We start from the raw sequence: 16,578 nt of genomic DNA, 5'->3' as shown, positions 1-16,578 counted from the left end.
CCATGCTGCATGAGGGGGGCAAACTGGAGCAGCTGAAAATCCTTCTGGTGGAAGATTCACCGGAAGACGCCGAGCTGTTGTCCGACCAGCTGCTCGATGCCGGGCTGGATGCGGCATTCGAGCGCGTGGACAGCGAGCCGTCGCTGCGCGCTGCGCTGGATGCATTCCAGCCGGACATCGTGCTGTCGGACCTGAGCATGCCCGGTTTTTCCGGTCATCAGGCACTGCGCCTGGTGCGCCAGAACGGCGCCACGCCCTTCATTTTCGTCTCCGGCACCATGGGCGAGGAGACTGCGGTCAAGGCGCTGCAGGATGGCGCCAACGACTACATCATCAAGCACAACCCGACCCGCCTGCCGAGCGCGGTGATCCGTGCGATCCGCGAGGCGCGCGCCGACCTGGAACGCCAGCGCGTGGAAAGCGAGCTGATGCGCGCGCAGCGGCTGGAAAGCCTGGCGATGCTGGCGGCCGGCTTGAGCCACGACCTGCGCAATATCCTGCAGCCGTTGCTGATCGTGCCCGACCTGCTGGCCGGACGCACCGACGATCCGCAGCTGCGCCAGCTGGCCAACGTGGTGGCCGAATGCGGCCGGCGCGGGCATGAGATGGCCGAGTCGATGCTCTCGTTCGTGCGTGGCTCCAACAAGCCGCGCGAGCAGGTGTCGATCGCCAGCCTGTTCCAGGCGGTGCAGATGTTGCTCAAGAGCAGCCTGCCCGACGGCGTGCGCCTGCAGATGGACACGATCCCGCTGGATCTGACCATCGAGGCCAACTACACCGAGCTGCAGCAGTGCCTGCTCAACCTGGGCCTGAACGCGATCCAGGCGATGCCCGGTGGCGGCATGTTGACCCTGTCGGCCGATCGCCACGATGGCACGCGGGTACGCATGAGCGTGGCCGATACCGGCGTGGGCATGAGCGATGACACCCGCGCGCGCCTGTTCAGTCCTTTCTTCACCACCAAGGCCGATGGCACCGGCCTGGGGCTGATTTCCTGCAAGCGCATCGTGGAAAGCTACGGCGGCAGCATCGTGGTCGACAGCCGCCTGGGCGAGGGCACGCGCTTTGACATGATCGTGCCGATGCGTGCGGCCGCAGTGACGGTTGCCGACACCGAGCCGCCGCTGGCGTTGGGGCATGGGCAGCGCGTGCTGCTGGTGGATGCCGAGGCCACGCGCCTGTCGCTGCTGGGCAATGCCTTGTCCAGCCAGGGCTACCAACCGCAGCTGGCCAGCGATGGCGCAGCGGCGCTGCAGCTGGTGCAGCAGCACGCGATGCCGGACCTGGTGATCATCGACAGCGACATCATCCAGCTGTCGGCGGTGAGCGTATTGTTGAGCATGCAGGAGCTGGGCTATCACGGCCCGGCGATCGTGCTCGAAGATGTCGGCGCGCCGCTGCAACGTTCGTACTTTCCGCCGGATATCCCGGTGCATGTGCTGCGCAAACCGCTGGAGATGCGCCGGGTGTTCCGCGCTGTGGCGCACGCGCTCGAAGTGGCCTGAGCCCAGGGTTTGGCGCGTTGCGGGCGGGCATGGGCGCATGCGGCACGATGGCAACAGTTGACGCTGATGCGGGCTGCATGCGCGAATAACGCATGACCACCGTGCTTCTCAGCCTCGGCAGCAATGTCCAGCCGACCCACTACCTGCGCCTGGCCGTCGACGCCTTGCGCGCGCGCTTCGGCCCACTTGCCATCTCCCCGGCGTATCGCACGCCGGCGGTGGGCTTCGACGGGCCGGACTTCGTCAACAACGCCGTTGCGCTGGACACGGACATGGACCTGCCGGCGCTGGACCACTGGCTGCATGCGCTGGAAGATGCGCACGGCCGCGATCGCAGCGGCCCGCGTTTCAGCGACCGCACCCTGGATGTGGACGTGGTGTTCTTCGGCGATTGCATCGTCCAAGGCCCCGGACATCTGCGCATCCCGCGGCCCGAGCTCAAGCATGCCTTCGTGTTGAAGCCGCTGGCCGATATCGCGCCGGACTTCGTCGACCCGCTGAGCGGGCAGACCCTGGCCGCACTGTGGCAGGCGCATCCGCAGCACGGCGTCGCGTTCACGACGGTGCAGCTGGGTCCGGCCCCGGCGCTGGATGTGGCGCGCTAGCGTCGTTGCAGCTCAACTGAGCTGGCGGCCGCCATCCACATGCAGGGTGTGGCCGGTAACGAAGCCGGCATCGTCCAGCAGCCAGCGCACCGCCTCGGCGATTTCCTCGGGCGTGCCGATGCGCGCCAGCGGCGTGCGCGCCAGCAGCGCCTGCCTGGCGTCTGCAGACTTGCCTTGCTCCGGCCACAGGATCGCACCGGGCGCGACCGCGTTGACGCGCACCTCCGGGGCCAGCTCCAGCGCGAGCGAGCGGGTGAGCATCTCCAGCGCGCTCTTGGAGGCGCCATACAGCGGATGGTTGCGCATCGGCTGCTGCGCATGCAGGTCGGTGAGGTTGACGATGGCGCCGCGGTGCTGGCGCAGCTGCGCGGCGGCCGCCTGGGCGATGAAGAACGGCGCGCGTGCGTTGACGGCGAACAACTCGTCCCATTGCGCCGCTGTCGCTGCGCCGAGCGGGGTGGGATAGAACGCGGAGGCATTGTTGACCACGCCATCCAGGCGGCCGAACGCGGCGATGCAGTCGGCAACCAGCTGCGCCGGCGCCTCCGGCAAGCGCAGGTCGGCGTGCAGGGCCTGCGCACTGCCGGCGCGCTGCGCGCAAAGCTCCGCTACACGCGCGCCGAGCGCCTCGCCGGAGCGGTGCGCATGCAGGGCAACGCGGTAGCCGGCCGCATGCAGCGTGGTGGCGATCTGCGCGCCGATACGGCGTGCTGCACCGGTGATCAACACCACCTTGGAACTGTCTGTCATGGCGTACTCGCTCGGCGTTGCAAAGGGCTCGGCTATCCTGTGCATTGTCCCCGCAACCGGTGCCCGCATGCACGCCGACCTTCCTATTCCCGATCCGGACGCCCTGGCGCACAGCGAGCAGCTGGCCGCGCATCTGCGCGCCGAGATTGCCGCCGCCGGTGGTGCGATTCCGTTTTCGCGTTTCATGGAGCTGGCGTTGTATGCGCCGGGCCTGGGCTATTACAGCGCCGGCTCCAGCAAGTTCGGCGAGGCCGGCGATTTCGTCACCGCGCCGGAGCTGGGACCCTTGTTCGCGGCCACCGTGTCCGGTGCGCTGGCGCCGGTGCTGCAGCAGCTCGGGCCGCAGGCGCGCGTGCTGGAAGTGGGCGGTGGCAGCGGCGCATTCGCCGAAGTCACGCTCAAGCGCCTGCTCGAGCTGGATGCGCTGCCGGAGCGTTACGCGATCCTGGAGCCCAGCGCCGACCTGCGCGAGCGTCAGCGCGAGCGGCTGGGACGCAGCCTGATCCCGCCGGTCTTTGACCTTGTCGAATGGCTGGACGGTCCGTTCCCGGACGACTGGGATGGGGTGCTGTTCGCCAACGAGGTGATCGACGCATTGCCCACGCCGCGCTTCACGCTGCGCGACGGCGAGGTGTATGAGGAAACCGTGGTGCTGGATGCGCAGCAGCAGTTCGCGCGCGGCGAGCAGCCGGCCGACGCATTGCTAGGCGCGGCGGTGCGGCATCTGGAACGCTATCTGGAGCAGCCCTTCGCCGATGGCTATCGCTCCGAGTTGCTGCCGCAGTTGCCGTACTGGATCCAGGCCGTGGCCGGCGGGTTGAAGCGCGGCGCGATGCTGTTCGTCGACTACGGTTACCCGCGTGGCGAGTTCTATCGTGCGCAGCGCGAAGACGGCACCTTGCGCGCGTTCTATCGCCATCGCATGCATGAGGATCTGTATCGCTGGCCAGGCCTGCAGGATCTGACCGCGTCGGTGGACTTCACCGCGTTGGCCGAGGCTGGCACCGGGGCCGGTTTCGAGTTGGCTGGCTACTGCACGCAAGCCAGCTTCCTGCTCGGTAACGGCCTGGATGCGTTGCTGGCACAGGCCGATACGCGCACCGATGAAGTAGGGCGCATGCGCTTGCGCGAGCAGATCAAGCGCCTGACCTTGCCCAGCGAAATGGGTGAGCGCTTCCAGGTGATGGGGTTTGCGCGCGATGTCGATTTTGCGCCGGCATTTCTGGCGGGCGATCTCACATGGCGGTTGTAAGCCCTGCGCTGCGGCCGTTCCATCGACCACGGTTGTGGGTAGGCCTGTGGATTGCCGCAATCCTGGTGGTGATTGCAGTGTGCATGGGGCCGCCGCCGGAGTTTCCGGAACTGCCGTCCAACAGCGACAAGGGCGAGCACTTCTTGACGTTCGCGTTGTTGTGCTGGGGGGCGGTGCAGCTGTTCGCCACCCGGCGCGCGCTGTTGTCTGCGGCATTTGGACTGGTGCTGTTGGGGATCGGCATCGAGATCGCGCAAGGGGCACTGACCACCAACCGCAGCGCGGATCCTTATGATGCGTTGGCCGATACGCTGGGCATCCTCGCAGGCTTGTGCCTGGCGTGGACGCCGCTGCGGTGGGTGATGCTACGGATGGACAAGCGCATGTTCGGACGGCGCGGATAGGTCTCGTGTAGATCGGTTGATCTGTGGTTTTTCTGCAGGATCCTTGCCGGCCCACCATCGCGGGACACGCTGCAAGGAGGAGTGGCCGATCGACGGCTCTGCGGATAGATCAGCGGTAGAGCGGTCGATCTGACGCTTGGTTGCAGGGCCCTTGCCCGCCCACCATCGCAGGACACGCCGCAAGTACGTCCTTGTAGGCTCTTACGCGGCATCCATGCCGCGTAAGGTCCCGCGACGGTGGGCGGGCAAGGACCTATCGAGTTGGTTGGTGTGCATGGAGGAGCAGTGCTGGATGTGTGCCTTGCTCGATCATGAGGCATCGGCTCCGCGTCTGGTGCACACCGCACCACAGGCAGTTTTTCAGATGAGGGCCGACTAACTGTCTGGTGCGGTGAGGGCACCGCGCGCTCGACTCACCGTGCTTTTGATTCAAACATCCGATCGCGACTGAAGAACCATGCCGTTGCAGATCTCGGCTGCGTTGTACGTCGTGTATCTGAGGGCTTGGAACGTGCGGATGGATCAGCGGTAGAGCGGTCGATCTGACGCTTGGTTGCAAGGCCCTTGCCCGCCCACCATCGCAGGACACGCCGTGAATCCGTCCATGGAGGCTCTTACGCGGCATCCATGCCGCGTAAGGTCCCGCGACGGTGAGCGGGCAAGGACCTGTGGAGATGGTCGGTGCGCATGGAAGAGCAGTGCTGGATGTGTGCCTTGTTCGATCATGAAGCATCGGCTCCGCGTCTGATGTACGCCGCACCACAGGCAGCTTTTCAGATGAGGGCCGACTAACTGTCTGGTGCGGTGCCCTCGCCGGTTGCGGGACCGTGTGGGGGCATGGATGCCGCCACCGAGCCCCCAGGGACGGGTTCACGGCGTGTCCCGCAAGTGGTGAGGGCGCCGCGCCCTCGACTCACCGTGCTTTTGATTCAAACATCCGATCGCGACTGAAGAACCATGCCGTTGCAGATCTCGGCTGCGTTGTACGTCGTGTATCTGAGTGGATCTGCATGGGGATAATCCGGTTGCATCACGATCATCGACGACCGGCCGATTACGTACGTCTGTGGCGCCGCTCTCAGCCGGGCAGGCGGACTGCACGCTCGCGCAACCACTTGGTCGCGACCCACTTTTCGCCGGCCAGTACCGGCGCGCCGGCGTGCAGGCTGCGTGTCATTGGATGCGGGCGGTCGTAGCTGAAGAACACTGCGTTGCCCTTGACGGCGGCCACGTCCAGATGCGCATCGGGAAAGCGCGTGGCGCCGCCGCGTTCCGGCGTGTTGAGATACATCACCAACGATGCGACGCGCTGACCGCCGGCCTGCAGCAACACCGGTGTGCCTGCGGCAGCAGGGTCGAAGTAATCGTAGTGCGGCTGATATTCGGCGCCGGTGGCATAGCGCAAGACCTGCAGTCCTTCGCCGTGGTCGACCGGCCAGTCGAGCAGGCGTGCGATGCGTGCTTCGACGCGTTGGCACAGCGCGTCCTGCCCCAGCTGCAGGCACATGCTGTGGCTGGTGCGCGCGGCATGCACGATCTGCGCGCCGTTGTCGTTGTCCACGGTGCGCGAACGCACCAGGCGTGGCTGCGCCAGTGCGATCAATGCATCGCATTCGGCATCGGACAGAAAATCGCCCAGCACCACCACGCGCGGCAGCAACAAGCTGACCAGCACGCGTACCTGGCGATCGCCCAGGTCCAGTAACGAGGCATCGTTGTCCTGTAGCACCGCCGGCACGCGCACTGGCACCGGCAGGCCATGTGTCTGCGCGTGGTGCTGGATGTGGTTACGCAGCAGGGCTTCGACTGCGTCGATGGCGTCCTGTTCGTTCCAGCCTTGATCCAGGAGCGGCTGTAGCGCCTGTTCGGGCGGCTGGCCGGCCATTGCCTGCGCAATGATCCAGTCGCCCAGGGCGGCGGGGATAGTGGTCGAGGTCATCCCGCTACAGTGCATGTCACTGTGTGGCAGGCATATGTCAATTGTGTCGTGGTAAGACAAATGACACAGACACCCCCTATAAAAGTGACGGGGATCTAGAACGTGCTCGCCACTGCAGTGGGCGGAACGCAGCCAATTCTTGACGACTCCTCTTCATACCGGACCTTTTTTGACCTGGAGATCAGCCGCATGTCCGTTCGCAATAGCAGCAAGACACTTCTCATGACGTTTGGTACCGCGCTGGCGTTGTCGGCCTGCGGTGGTGGTGCCGATCGTGTCGCCTCGCCCGGCGAGGGCGCATTTCCGCCGGCACCGACGCCGGCTCCGGCACCGACCCCGGCACCCACGCCGGCACCGACGCCGGCTCCGGCACCGACCGGCCCGGCCGCCGATTGCCCGACCGGTTTTTCCAATGTCGGCACCATCGCCAACAACACGCTGCGCGCCTGCCAGCTGCCGGACACCATCAACGGCAATCTGGTGGTGCCGGCACGTGCGGGTACGGCGTATTCGATCAGCGGACGCGTCAACGTGGGCACCGACCGCGGCGGCAATGCCATCGCTCCGGCCGCCGGCAGTACGCAGGGCATCCTGACCATCGAACCGGGCGTGACCTTGTTCGGTTCGGCCGGTAGCGACTACATCGTGGTCAACCGCGGTTCGCAGATCTTTGCCGAAGGCAGCGCCACTGCCCCGATCGTGTTCACTGCACGCCAGGCCCTGGAGGGCCAGGTCAGCGCCAACACCATCGGCTTGTGGGGCGGCATCGTGGTGCTGGGCCGCGCGGCCATCAACAACTGCCCGGGCACCACGGTCTCCGGCACGCCGGAATGCCAGGCGCAGGTGGAAGGCACCAACGCCTTCTACGGCGGTAACAGCGCCACCGACAACAGCGGTTCCCTGCGCTACCTGCGGGTGATGTATTCGGGCTTCGAAATTTCGCCCAACAACGAGCTGCAGGGCATCACCCTGGCCGGCGTGGGCAGCGGCACGCGCCTGGATCATGTGCAGATCCACAATAGCTCCGACGACGGGATCGAATGGTTCGGTGGCACCGTCAACGGCAGCCACATCGTGATCACCGGCGCCGACGACGATTCGCTGGATACCGACGCCGGCTGGAGCGGCGCCCTGCAGTTCGGCATCGTGGTGCAGCGCGCCGGCGGTGGCGACCGCATGAACGAGTGGAGCAGCCTGCGTCGCCAGCCGTATTCGCGTCCGAAGGTGGCCAACTTCACCTACGTGGGCAATGCGCGTGCCGGTGCGGCGATCATGCTCAACCAGGGCACGCAGGCCGCGTTCTACAACTCGGTCGTCACGCGTCCGGCCGGTGGCACCGGTGATGGCCTGGTGTGCTTCAACCTGGCCGATACCGACACGCTCGGGACCTTCAACTCGGTGTTCTTCGCCTGCCCGACCGCCTTCGGCAGCGATGCGCGTGCGGTCACCCAGTTCGCGGCCGGCACGAACAATGTCGCCAATGGCATATCCACGTTGCAGAACACCTTCGTCAATGGCGCCAACGAAAGCGCCGTGCCGGCCTTCCAGGGCTTGAACGGGGTGAGCAGCTTCTTCCAGCAGGTGAACTACATCGGTGGCGTGCGCGATGCCAACGACACCTGGTGGCAGGGCTGGACCTGCGGCCTGACCGCCGATCGTCCCTGCTGAGGCACAGCATCGCAAGGTGGCCATACGGCCGCCTTGCGATGCGTCCAGCTTCATCTTTCAGTTGCCAGGGCTCCCACGATGCGAACCTCCGCTGTCGCCCGTCTCTCGCGGACGGGCCTGTCTCTTTCCATTTCCACCTTGCTGTTTTCCGGTGCTGCGCTGGCGCAGTCGACCAGCACCGATGCCGGCTCCACCACTGGCACCAGCAGCACCACCAGTGCGCCCAAGCAACTCGACCAGGTCGTGGTGCGTGGCGAATACATTCCCGAACCGATGCTGCAGACCTCGGAGGTGGCCTCGTTCGTCACCCGCGAGGACATGGAGCGCACCGGCGACAGCAGCGCGGCGGTGGCGCTGACGCGTGTCACCGGCCTGAGCCTGTCGCGCGGCAAGTATGTGTATGTGCGCGGCCTGGGCGAGCGTTATTCCTCGGCGTTGTTCAATGGTTCGCCATTGCCCAGCCCCGAGCCGATGCAGCGGGTGGTGCCGCTGGACCTGTTTCCCAGCGATGTGCTGGACAGCGTGACCGTGCAGAAAACCTATTCGGCCGATTATCCGGGCGAATTCGGCGGTGGCGTGATCGATCTGCAATCGATGGCGGTGCCGGATAAGCCGTTCCTGTCGCTGACCGTGGGCGGCGGCGTCAACAGTGTCAGCACCGGCGAAAAAGGCCTGACCTACTACGGCTCCGGCGATGACGAGTGGGGGTATGACGACGGCACGCGCAAGCAGCCTGCCGCGTTGCGCGATGCGATCCAGAGCGGCCGGCGCGTGGACCTGGGCAGTTTCTCGCGCGAGGACATCCGTAGCATCGGCCGTAGCTTGAACAACGCCAACCTGTACGTGCTGCAGGAAAAGGACAGCATCGCCCCGGACGTCAATGTCGGCGGCAGCGCCGGTTACAGCATGGACGTGGGCGAGGCCAAGCTGGGCATCATCGCGGTGGCCAGCTACGACAACGAGTGGCGCACGCGCACCGGCAAGCAGCAGGACGGCATCTTTGTCGGCGATACGGTCGAGTTCAATTCCAACTACGACTTCGCCACCACCCGCAACAACGTGCGCACCAACGGCATGCTGGGCCTGGGCTGGGAGTACGGCAGCCACACCATCGGCTGGACCACCTTGTATGTGCACGATGCGTTGAAGGTCGCGCGCAGCCGCGCCGGCCGCGACGAACTGGCCGGTTTCGATGTGCGCGACGACAACACCGAGTGGTACGAGCGCCAGCTGATCAACAACCAGCTGCGCGGCACGCACGCGTTCGGCGAGTACGACGACTTGAAGATTGAATGGCGCGCAGCGGTGGCCAACGCCAGCCGCGATGTGCCGTACGAAACCGGCATTCGCTACGAGCTGCTGGATGGCTACTGGGCGCACGATGCCTCGCGCGTGCAGAACTACACCCGCTTCAGCAAGGTCGACGACACCGTGGCCAGCGGCGGGGTGGATGTGACCTGGCGTTTGCCGATCGAGCGCGATGTCACCCTCAAGGGCGGTCTGGCCTACCTTGACAACGACCGCAGCGCGTGGAGCCGTGAATTCCGCTTCCTGGCACTGGACGGCCCGTTGCCGTTCTACAACCAGTTTCAGCGTGTGGATTACCTGATCTCCGACTACAACCTCAGCAACGATCTGCTGCGCCTGCGCGAGACCACCGGCAGCTTCGGTGCGGCCGCGTACGATGCGACCCTGAAGGTCAAGGCGGCGTATCTGCAGGCCGAAGGCGAGATCGTGCCGACGCTGCGGGCCACCGTCGGTGTGCGTTACGAAGACGCCACGCAGGCGGTGCATCCGTACGACATCTTCACCGGCGTGCGCCAGGACAGCGTGGCGCCGCTGGAGAACAGCTACGCGCTGCCATCGGCCAAGGTGACCTGGAATTTTGCCGAGAACCAGCAGCTGCGCTTTGGTGCGTCCAAGACCATCGCCCGCCCGCAGTTCCGCGAAATGGCGCCGCAGCAGTACCTGGACCCGGATATCGACCGCCAGTTCTTCGGCAACCCGTTCCTGGTCGATAGCGAGCTGGTCAACCTGGATGCGCGTTACGAGTGGTTCTTCGAGCCGGGTGAGTATTTCACCGTCGGCGCGTTCTACAAGAGCATCGACAAGCCGATCGAGGCCATCGTCAACGATGCACCGGGCGGCGGCATCGTGCAGAGCTTCATCAATGCGCCAGAAGCCACCTTGTACGGCATCGAGCTGGAAGCCAAGAAGTATCTGGACCTGCCGATCGCGGCCGACTGGTGGGGCGACAAGCGCCTGTTCGTGTCCGGCAACTACACGCGCACCACGTCGGAAGTGAGTGCCAGCGATGGCGACACCGTGCAGCCGTTCGGCTTCACTGCGCCGGTGCAGGCGACCTTGTTCATCCGTGATGGCTCGGCCCTGCAGGGGCAGTCCGACGACATCGCCAACCTGCAGATCGGCGTGGAAAGCGAAAGCACCCACAGCCAGGCCACCTTGATCGCCAACTATGTCGGCGAGCGGGTGTCCGCGCGTGGTCGCCCCGGGCAACCGGATTACATCGACAAGCCGGGTACTTCGCTGGATCTGGTGATCAAGAAGGGCCTGGTGTGGTCGGGCAATACGCTGTCGCTGAACTTTGCCGCACGCAACCTGCTCAAGACCAAGTACCAGGAATATCAGAGCCTGGGCAGCAACCGGGTGGACCTGTACGAGTACCAACCCGGCGTGACATATGACCTGAGTGTGACAGCGCGCTTCTGATCCGGCGCCCGCTGCCTGTATCGCAAACGCCCGCCCTGCCTCGCATGGCGGGCGTTCGCGTTTGCGGGTGTGTTGCCGTGTGTCGGCCTGTGTCATCACTTTCTTCGAACTGACACATTGCGGCCGCATTCTGTCATCCGACCGCAATCCCGAGACGGATGTCCGCTTTGCAGCGCGTTTTGCCCTCCTTGAAACCCCTGATGTCGGCGCGTGGCCGCAGCGCGGTGGCCTGCGTGCTGCTCGCGTTGCTGGCGCTGCAATGCGCGCGCGTGTTGTGGGTGGTGATCACCCCGATCGGGCCGCTGGGCACCGCCCAGGTCGCCGCGCCCGCGAATGCGGAGCTGCCCGCACTGCGCCGCGATGTGTTCCATCGCAGCGTTCCGGAGGCCGGCAGCGACGGCATCGTATTGCATGGCGTCCGCGCGGGTGGCGCGCAAGCAGCCGCGTTCCTGAGCAGCGGCGACGGCCGACAAGGCGCGTATCGCATCGGCGATGTCGTGGTAGCTGGCGTGACGGTGCAGGCGATCGCGAGCGATCACGTGCTGCTGCGTACCGGTGGTGGCGTGCGACGTCTGGCCTTGGTGGAATCCACAGCGTCGTCGGCACCCCCCTCGCCAGCAACGAGCGCGGCAGCAGCCACCAGCGCCGCACCTGCGGTGATGTCGAATGTCGGCGCAGCGGCTGGCACGGCCACGGCAATGGCTGTCGACCCGCAACAGCTGCTCACCAGCGCCGGCCTGCGTGCAAGCGAGGACGGCAGCGGGTTCACCGTGATGCCGCGCGGCGATGGTGCGCTGCTGCGCCAGGCCGGCCTGGCCCCAGGCGATGTGCTCACCCAGCTCAATGGCCGCACGCTCGATGCCGAACACCTGCGTGAGTTGCAGGACGAACTGCGCGATGGCCAGGCGGCCACGCTGACCTACCGCCGCGACGGCCAGACCCACACCATGACCTTGAAGCGCCCGCAATGACTGCTGCCCGCCCCGCATGGCTGCTTTCGGCCACCTTGTTGCTCGCACTGCCGGCGGTGCCGATGGTGTCGCTGCATGCCGCCGACGCACCGGCCGTGCGCCTGCAGGACGTGGACCTGCGGGCCTTCATCCAGGACGTGTCGCGTGCCACCGGCATCACCTTCATCGTGGACACGCGCGTGCAGGGCACGGTCAACGTGGCGCGTGCGCAGGCGATGTCGGAACAGGACCTGCTCGGCATGCTGCTGGCGGTCTTGCGTGCCAATGGCTTGATCGCGGTGTCCAGCGGGCCGTCGACCTACCGCATCATTCCCGACGATACCGCTGCACAGCAGCCGGCCAGCGCCGCCAACGGCAACCTGGGATTCGCCACGCAGGTGTTCACCCTGCAACGCGTGGATGCGCGCAGCGCTGCGGAGATTCTCAAGCCGCTGATCGGCCGTGGCGGCGTGATCATGGCGATGCCGCAGGGCAACAGCCTGTTGATTGCCGACTACGCCGACAATCTGCGCCGGGTGCGCGGCCTGGTCGCGCAGATCGACACCGACCGTGCGGCGATCGACACGGTGAGCTTGCGCAATAGCTCCGCGCAGGAACTGGCGCGCACGCTGACCTCGCTGTTCGGGCAGGGGGGCGAGCGCAGCAACGTGCTGTCGGTGCTGCCGGTGGAAAGCAGCAATTCGCTGATCGTGCGCGGCGACCCGGCGCTGGTGCAGCGGGTGGTACGCACCGCGATGGATCTGGACGGGCGCGCCGAACGCCGCGGCGATGTCAGCGTGGTGCGGCTGCAGCATGCCAGCGCCGAGCAATTGCTGCCGGTATTGCAGCAGCTGGTCGGGCAGACCCCGGGCAACGAGGCACAGCCCGGGCAGGACACACGCTCCAACGCGGTGGATGTGGCCGCCGCTGCTGCGGGCGCTGCACAGACGCAGGTGATCACGCCGGCCGCCGGCAAGCGCCCGGTGATCGTGCGCTACCCCGGCTCCAACGCCTTGATCATCAATGCCGACCCGGAAACCCAGCGCGCCTTGATGGATGTGATCCGTCAGCTGGACGTGCATCGCGAGCAGGTGCTGGTCGAAGCGATCGTGGTGGAGATTTCCGACACCGCGGCCAAGCGCCTGGGCGTGCAGCTGCTGTTGGCCGGCCGCAATGGCACGGTGCCGTTGATCGCCACGCAGTACAGCGGCGCGTCGCCGGGCATCGTGCCATTGGCCGCGGCAGCGGCCGGCACGCGCAGCAACAACGGCGACGACGATTCGGTGCTGGAACAGGCGCGCAATGTGGCCGCGCAATCGCTGCTGGGCCTGAGCGGCGGCCTGATCGGGCTGGCCGGGCAGAGCAATGATGCGGTGTTCGGCATGATCATCGATGCGGTCAAGAGCGACACCGGCTCCAACCTGTTGTCCACCCCGTCGATCATGACCCTGGACAACGAGCAGGCACGCATCCTGGTCGGCCAGGAAGTGCCGATCACCACCGGCGAAGTGCTGGGCGCGGCCAACGACAACCCGTTCCGCACCATCCAGCGCCAGGACGTGGGCGTGGAGCTGGAAGTGCGCCCGCAGATCAATACCGCCGGCGGCATCACCCTGGCGATCAAGCAGGAAGTCTCGGCCATTGCCGGGCCGGTCAGCGCGCAGTCGTCGGAGCTGGTATTCAACAAGCGCCAGATCGAAACCCGCGTGGTGGTGGAAAACGGCGCCATCGTCGCGCTCGGCGGCCTGCTCGACCAGAACGACAGGCAGACCGTGGAGAAGGTGCCGCTGCTGGGCGATGTGCCCGGGCTGGGCGCGCTGTTCCGGCACAAGTCGCGCAACCGCGACAAGACCAACCTGATGGTGTTCATCCGCCCGACCATCATCCGCGACGCGGCCGATGCGCAGCGCATGACCGCACCGCGCTACAGCTACCTGCGCGATCGCCAGCTGGCCGATGGCGACCCGGAAGCCGCGCTCGATGCACTGGTGCGCGACTACCTGCGCGCGCAGCCGCCGCAGCTACCGGCCGTGCCATCGTCGGCCGTGCCGGCACCGGCAACAATGCCTGCGCCCGGCGCGCGTCCCGTGCAGCGCTGATGCCATGAACACTGCGCGCGCCAGCATTTCCTATGCGTTCGCCAAGCGCCACGGCGTGGTGCTGCTCGGCAGCGACAGCGCCGCGCAGATCGGCCTGCGCGAAGGCGGCGATGTGCAGGCCCTGATCGAGCTGCGGCGTGCGCTGGGCCTGCCGTTGCAGGTCCGCACCCTGGCACCGTCGGTGTTCGACCGGCACGTGTCGGAGATCTATGCCGATGCCGGCATGGAGCAGGGCGTGCAGGTCGAGGCGCTGGACCTGCACGGCAGCCTGGATTCGTTGATCGACGACATCCCCACCGCCGATCTGCTCGACAGCCAGGACGATGCGCCGATCATCCGCCTGATCAACGGCATCATCGCCGAGGCCGCGCGCCTGGGCGCCTCGGATGTGCATCTGGAATCCTACGAATCGCGGCTACGCGTGCGGCTGCGCGTGGATGGGGTGATGCGCGAAGCGGCCACCTTGCCCGGACGCATCGCGCCGTTGCTGGTGTCGCGCGTCAAGGTGATGGCACGGCTGGACATCGCCGAAAAACGCATCCCGCAGGATGGCCGCGTGTCGCTGGTGATGGGTGCCAAGGCACTGGACGTGCGCGTGTCCACGCTGCCCACGCGCAGCAGCGAGCGGGTGGTGCTGCGCATCCTGGACAAGGAGCAGGGCACCTTGTCGCTGGCCCAGCTCGGCATGCCACCGGCGGTGATGCACACCGTGCAGCGCGCCCTGCAGGTGCCCAACGGCATCGTGCTGGTGACCGGGCCGACCGGCTCGGGCAAGACCACCACGCTGTATGCGGCGCTGAGCCTGCTCAACGATGGCTCGCGCAACATCCTCACGGTGGAGGACCCGGTGGAATACGCCATCGACGGCGTCGGCCAGACCCAGGTCAACGCGCGTGTGGGCATGACCTTCGCGGCCGGCTTGCGCGCGATCCTGCGCCAGGACCCGGACGTGGTGATGATCGGCGAGATCCGCGACACCGAGACCGCGCAGATCGCCGTGCAGGCCAGTCTGACCGGTCACCTGGTGCTGTCCACCGTGCACACCAACGATGCGGTGGGCGCGGTCACGCGCCTGCGCGACATGGGCATCGAACCGTTCCTGCTCGCATCGAGCCTGCGGCTGATCCTGGCCCAGCGGCTGGTGCGGCGCCTGTGCACGCAGTGCCGCGCCCCGCGCCCGCTGGATGCCGGTACCTGCCAGATGCTGGAGGCGCCGGCCGATGCAACGCTCTACGGCGCGGTGGGCTGCGCGGCCTGCCATCACAGCGGTTACGCCGGGCGCGTGGGCGTCTACGAAGCCATTGCGGTGGATGATGCGATGCGTCGGCTGATCGGCGACAACGCCGATGAAGATGCCCTGGCGGCGGTGGCCTTCGCACGCGCACCGCGCCTGGGCGATGCCGCGCGTGCAGCGGTGCTGCAAGGCCTCACCACACTGGAAGAGGCGCTGCGGGTGACCCGCCAGCAGGACGATGCGCATGCCGCGGTTTGACTACACCGTGCTCGATCTGCACGGGCATCGCCGCCAGGGCGTGATCACCGCCGACTCGGCGCAGGGTGCACGCGCGCAACTGGAGCAGCGTCAGTGGGTGCCGGTGCGCGTGGAGGCGGCGGTGGCGGCCAGCAGCGTGCGTCCGGCGCGTTTCAGCGGCAAGGATCTGGTGCTGTTCACCCGCCAGCTGGCCACGCTGGTGGAGACCGCGCCGCTGGAGGAAGCGCTGCGCACCATCGGCACGCAGTCCGAGCGTCGCGGCGTGCGCCGGGTCACCAGCCAGACGCATGGGCTGGTGGTCGAAGGCTTCCGCCTGTCGGACGCGATGGCGCGCCAGGGCAGTGCGTTCCCGCCGTTGTATCGGGCGATGGTGGCCGCCGGCGAAAGCGCCGGCGCGTTGCCGCAGGTGCTGGAGCGCCTGGCCGATCTGCTGGAGCGGCAGGCGCAGGTGCGCAGCAAGCTGCAGTCTGCACTGGTCTATCCGGCTGCGTTGGCCCTGACCGCCGGTGCGGTGGTCATCGTGCTGATGACCTTCGTGGTGCCCAAGGTGGTGGATCAGTTCGATTCGATGGGCCGCGCATTGCCACTGCTGACGCGCGCGGTGATCGGCGTGTCGAACTTCCTGCTGCACACGGGCATTCCGCTGCTGGCGGCACTGGTCATTGCGGTGATCGCCGCATTGCGCCTGCTCAAGCGCCCGCAGCTGCGCCTGGCGGCCGACCGCGCCGTGCTGCGTGCGCCCTTGCTCGGCCGGTTGATCCGCGACCTGCACGCCGCACGCATGGCACGCACGCTGGCGATCATGGTCAACAGCGGGTTGCCGCTGATGGAAGGCCTGATGATCGCCGCGCGCACCGTCGACAACCGCGCCTTGCGACTGGCCACCGACAGCATGGTCACCGCGATCCGTGAGGGCGGCAGCCTGGCCGCGGCGATGAAGCGCGCCGGCGTGTTTCCACCGACGCTGTTGTACATGGCCTCCAGCGGCGAAAACAGCGGGCGCCTGGCGCCGATGCTGGAACGTGCCGCCGATTATCTGGAGCGCGAGTTCGCCTCCTTCACCACCGCGGCGATGAGCCTGCTGGAGCCGGCCATCATCGTGCTGCTCGGCGGCGTGGTGGCGGTGATCGTGCTGTCGATCCTGCTGCCCATCCTGCAATTCAACACCCTCGCGCTTGGTTGAG

At 66.7% G+C, this 16,578-nt stretch carries 12 protein-coding genes; 10 read left to right on the top strand and 2 right to left on the bottom strand.

Annotated elements, in window-relative coordinates; all coding sequences use genetic code 11:
* The first annotated feature begins 2 nt into the window (after positions 1-2).
* Positions 3-1,505, top strand: a complete 1,503-nt coding sequence (locus EO170_RS09960; RefSeq protein ID WP_126944553.1) for a hybrid sensor histidine kinase/response regulator — start codon at positions 3-5, stop codon at positions 1,503-1,505.
* A 92-nt stretch (positions 1,506-1,597) separates the two neighbouring features.
* Entirely contained in the window at positions 1,598-2,110 is a 513-nt protein-coding gene (gene folK / locus EO170_RS09955) for a 2-amino-4-hydroxy-6-hydroxymethyldihydropteridine diphosphokinase (RefSeq protein ID WP_126944550.1), read from the top strand.
* A gap of 12 nt (positions 2,111-2,122) precedes the next feature.
* Here the strand turns inward: folK and EO170_RS09950 are convergent, their stop codons facing one another.
* Positions 2,123-2,860 (bottom strand): pteridine reductase, encoded by a 738-nt coding sequence (locus EO170_RS09950; protein WP_126944546.1) that lies wholly within the window; start codon positions 2,858-2,860, stop codon positions 2,123-2,125.
* Here EO170_RS09950 and EO170_RS09945 point away from each other — a divergent pair.
* Positions 2,859-4,112 (top strand): SAM-dependent methyltransferase, encoded by a 1,254-nt coding sequence (locus EO170_RS09945; protein ID WP_180496884.1) that lies wholly within the window; start codon positions 2,859-2,861, stop codon positions 4,110-4,112. The genes EO170_RS09950 and EO170_RS09945 overlap by 2 nt on opposite strands.
* The gene (locus EO170_RS09940; protein WP_104583797.1) at positions 4,100-4,516 is read left to right on the top strand and encodes a VanZ family protein; all 417 of its coding nucleotides are present in this window, start codon (positions 4,100-4,102) and stop codon (positions 4,514-4,516) included. The genes EO170_RS09945 and EO170_RS09940 overlap by 13 nt, the downstream gene beginning before the upstream one ends.
* Positions 4,517-5,594: 1,078 nt before the next feature.
* Here the strand turns inward: EO170_RS09940 and EO170_RS09930 are convergent.
* A complete protein-coding gene (locus EO170_RS09930) occupies positions 5,595-6,455 on the bottom strand; it encodes a 2OG-Fe(II) oxygenase (RefSeq protein ID WP_104649733.1) in 861 nt (286 codons plus the stop codon).
* A gap of 189 nt (positions 6,456-6,644) precedes the next feature.
* Here EO170_RS09930 and EO170_RS09925 point away from each other — a divergent pair, with 189 nt between their 5' ends.
* The 6 genes from EO170_RS09925 (at position 6,645) to gspF (ending at position 16,577) form a co-directional block, all read left to right on the top strand.
* Positions 6,645-8,123 carry a hypothetical protein gene (locus tag EO170_RS09925; RefSeq protein ID WP_126944543.1) on the top strand — a complete coding sequence of 493 codons (1,479 nt, stop codon included), beginning with the start codon at positions 6,645-6,647 and terminating at the stop codon, positions 8,121-8,123.
* Positions 8,124-8,201: 78 nt separating this feature from the next.
* Positions 8,202-10,853, top strand: a complete 2,652-nt coding sequence (locus EO170_RS09920) for a TonB-dependent receptor (protein ID WP_126944540.1) — start codon at positions 8,202-8,204, stop codon at positions 10,851-10,853.
* Positions 10,854-11,011: 158 nt separating this feature from the next.
* Entirely contained in the window at positions 11,012-11,824 is an 813-nt protein-coding gene (locus tag EO170_RS09915) for a type II secretion system protein N (protein WP_126944537.1), read from the top strand.
* Positions 11,821-13,902, top strand: coding sequence for a type II secretion system secretin GspD (gene gspD, locus EO170_RS09910; RefSeq protein ID WP_126944534.1), 2,082 nt, complete (start codon positions 11,821-11,823; stop codon positions 13,900-13,902). Before EO170_RS09915 ends, gspD begins: the two co-directional genes overlap by 4 nt.
* Before the next feature lie 4 nt (positions 13,903-13,906).
* Positions 13,907-15,394, top strand: coding sequence for a type II secretion system ATPase GspE (gspE, locus tag EO170_RS09905; RefSeq protein WP_241239410.1), 1,488 nt, complete (start codon positions 13,907-13,909; stop codon positions 15,392-15,394).
* Positions 15,381-16,577: a type II secretion system inner membrane protein GspF gene (gene gspF, locus EO170_RS09900; RefSeq protein ID WP_126944528.1), complete on the top strand. Its 1,197-nt coding sequence runs from the start codon at positions 15,381-15,383 to the stop codon at positions 16,575-16,577. Before gspE ends, gspF begins: the two co-directional genes overlap by 14 nt.
* The last annotated feature ends 1 nt before the right edge of the window (position 16,578 follow it).

Source organism: Xanthomonas sp. BRIP62409 (assembly GCF_003992965.1).
Lineage (GTDB): Bacteria > Pseudomonadota > Gammaproteobacteria > Xanthomonadales > Xanthomonadaceae > Xanthomonas > Xanthomonas euroxanthea.
The sequence above is the reverse complement of the archived record's forward strand: the minus strand, read 5'-3'. Positions and strand labels throughout refer to the sequence as shown.

Bases quoted from the DNA above. Each gene is read 5' to 3' on its own strand.
- EO170_RS09960 (WP_126944553.1), top strand. From the start codon at position 3: ATGCTGCATGAGGGGGGCAAACTGGAGCAGCTGAAAATCCTTCTGGTG.
- folK (WP_126944550.1), top strand. From the start codon at position 1,598: ATGACCACCGTGCTTCTCAGCCTCGGCAGCAATGTCCAGCCGACCCAC.
- EO170_RS09945 (WP_180496884.1), top strand. From the start codon at position 2,859: ATGGCGTACTCGCTCGGCGTTGCAAAGGGCTCGGCTATCCTGTGCATT.
- EO170_RS09950 (WP_126944546.1), bottom strand. From the start codon at position 2,860: ATGACAGACAGTTCCAAGGTGGTGTTGATCACCGGTGCAGCACGCCGT.
- EO170_RS09940 (WP_104583797.1), top strand. From the start codon at position 4,100: ATGGCGGTTGTAAGCCCTGCGCTGCGGCCGTTCCATCGACCACGGTTG.
- EO170_RS09930 (WP_104649733.1), bottom strand. From the start codon at position 6,455: ATGACCTCGACCACTATCCCCGCCGCCCTGGGCGACTGGATCATTGCG.
- EO170_RS09925 (WP_126944543.1), top strand. From the start codon at position 6,645: ATGTCCGTTCGCAATAGCAGCAAGACACTTCTCATGACGTTTGGTACC.
- EO170_RS09920 (WP_126944540.1), top strand. From the start codon at position 8,202: ATGCGAACCTCCGCTGTCGCCCGTCTCTCGCGGACGGGCCTGTCTCTT.
- EO170_RS09915 (WP_126944537.1), top strand. From the start codon at position 11,012: ATGTCCGCTTTGCAGCGCGTTTTGCCCTCCTTGAAACCCCTGATGTCG.
- gspD (WP_126944534.1), top strand. From the start codon at position 11,821: ATGACTGCTGCCCGCCCCGCATGGCTGCTTTCGGCCACCTTGTTGCTC.
- gspE (WP_241239410.1), top strand. From the start codon at position 13,907: ATGAACACTGCGCGCGCCAGCATTTCCTATGCGTTCGCCAAGCGCCAC.
- gspF (WP_126944528.1), top strand. From the start codon at position 15,381: ATGCCGCGGTTTGACTACACCGTGCTCGATCTGCACGGGCATCGCCGC.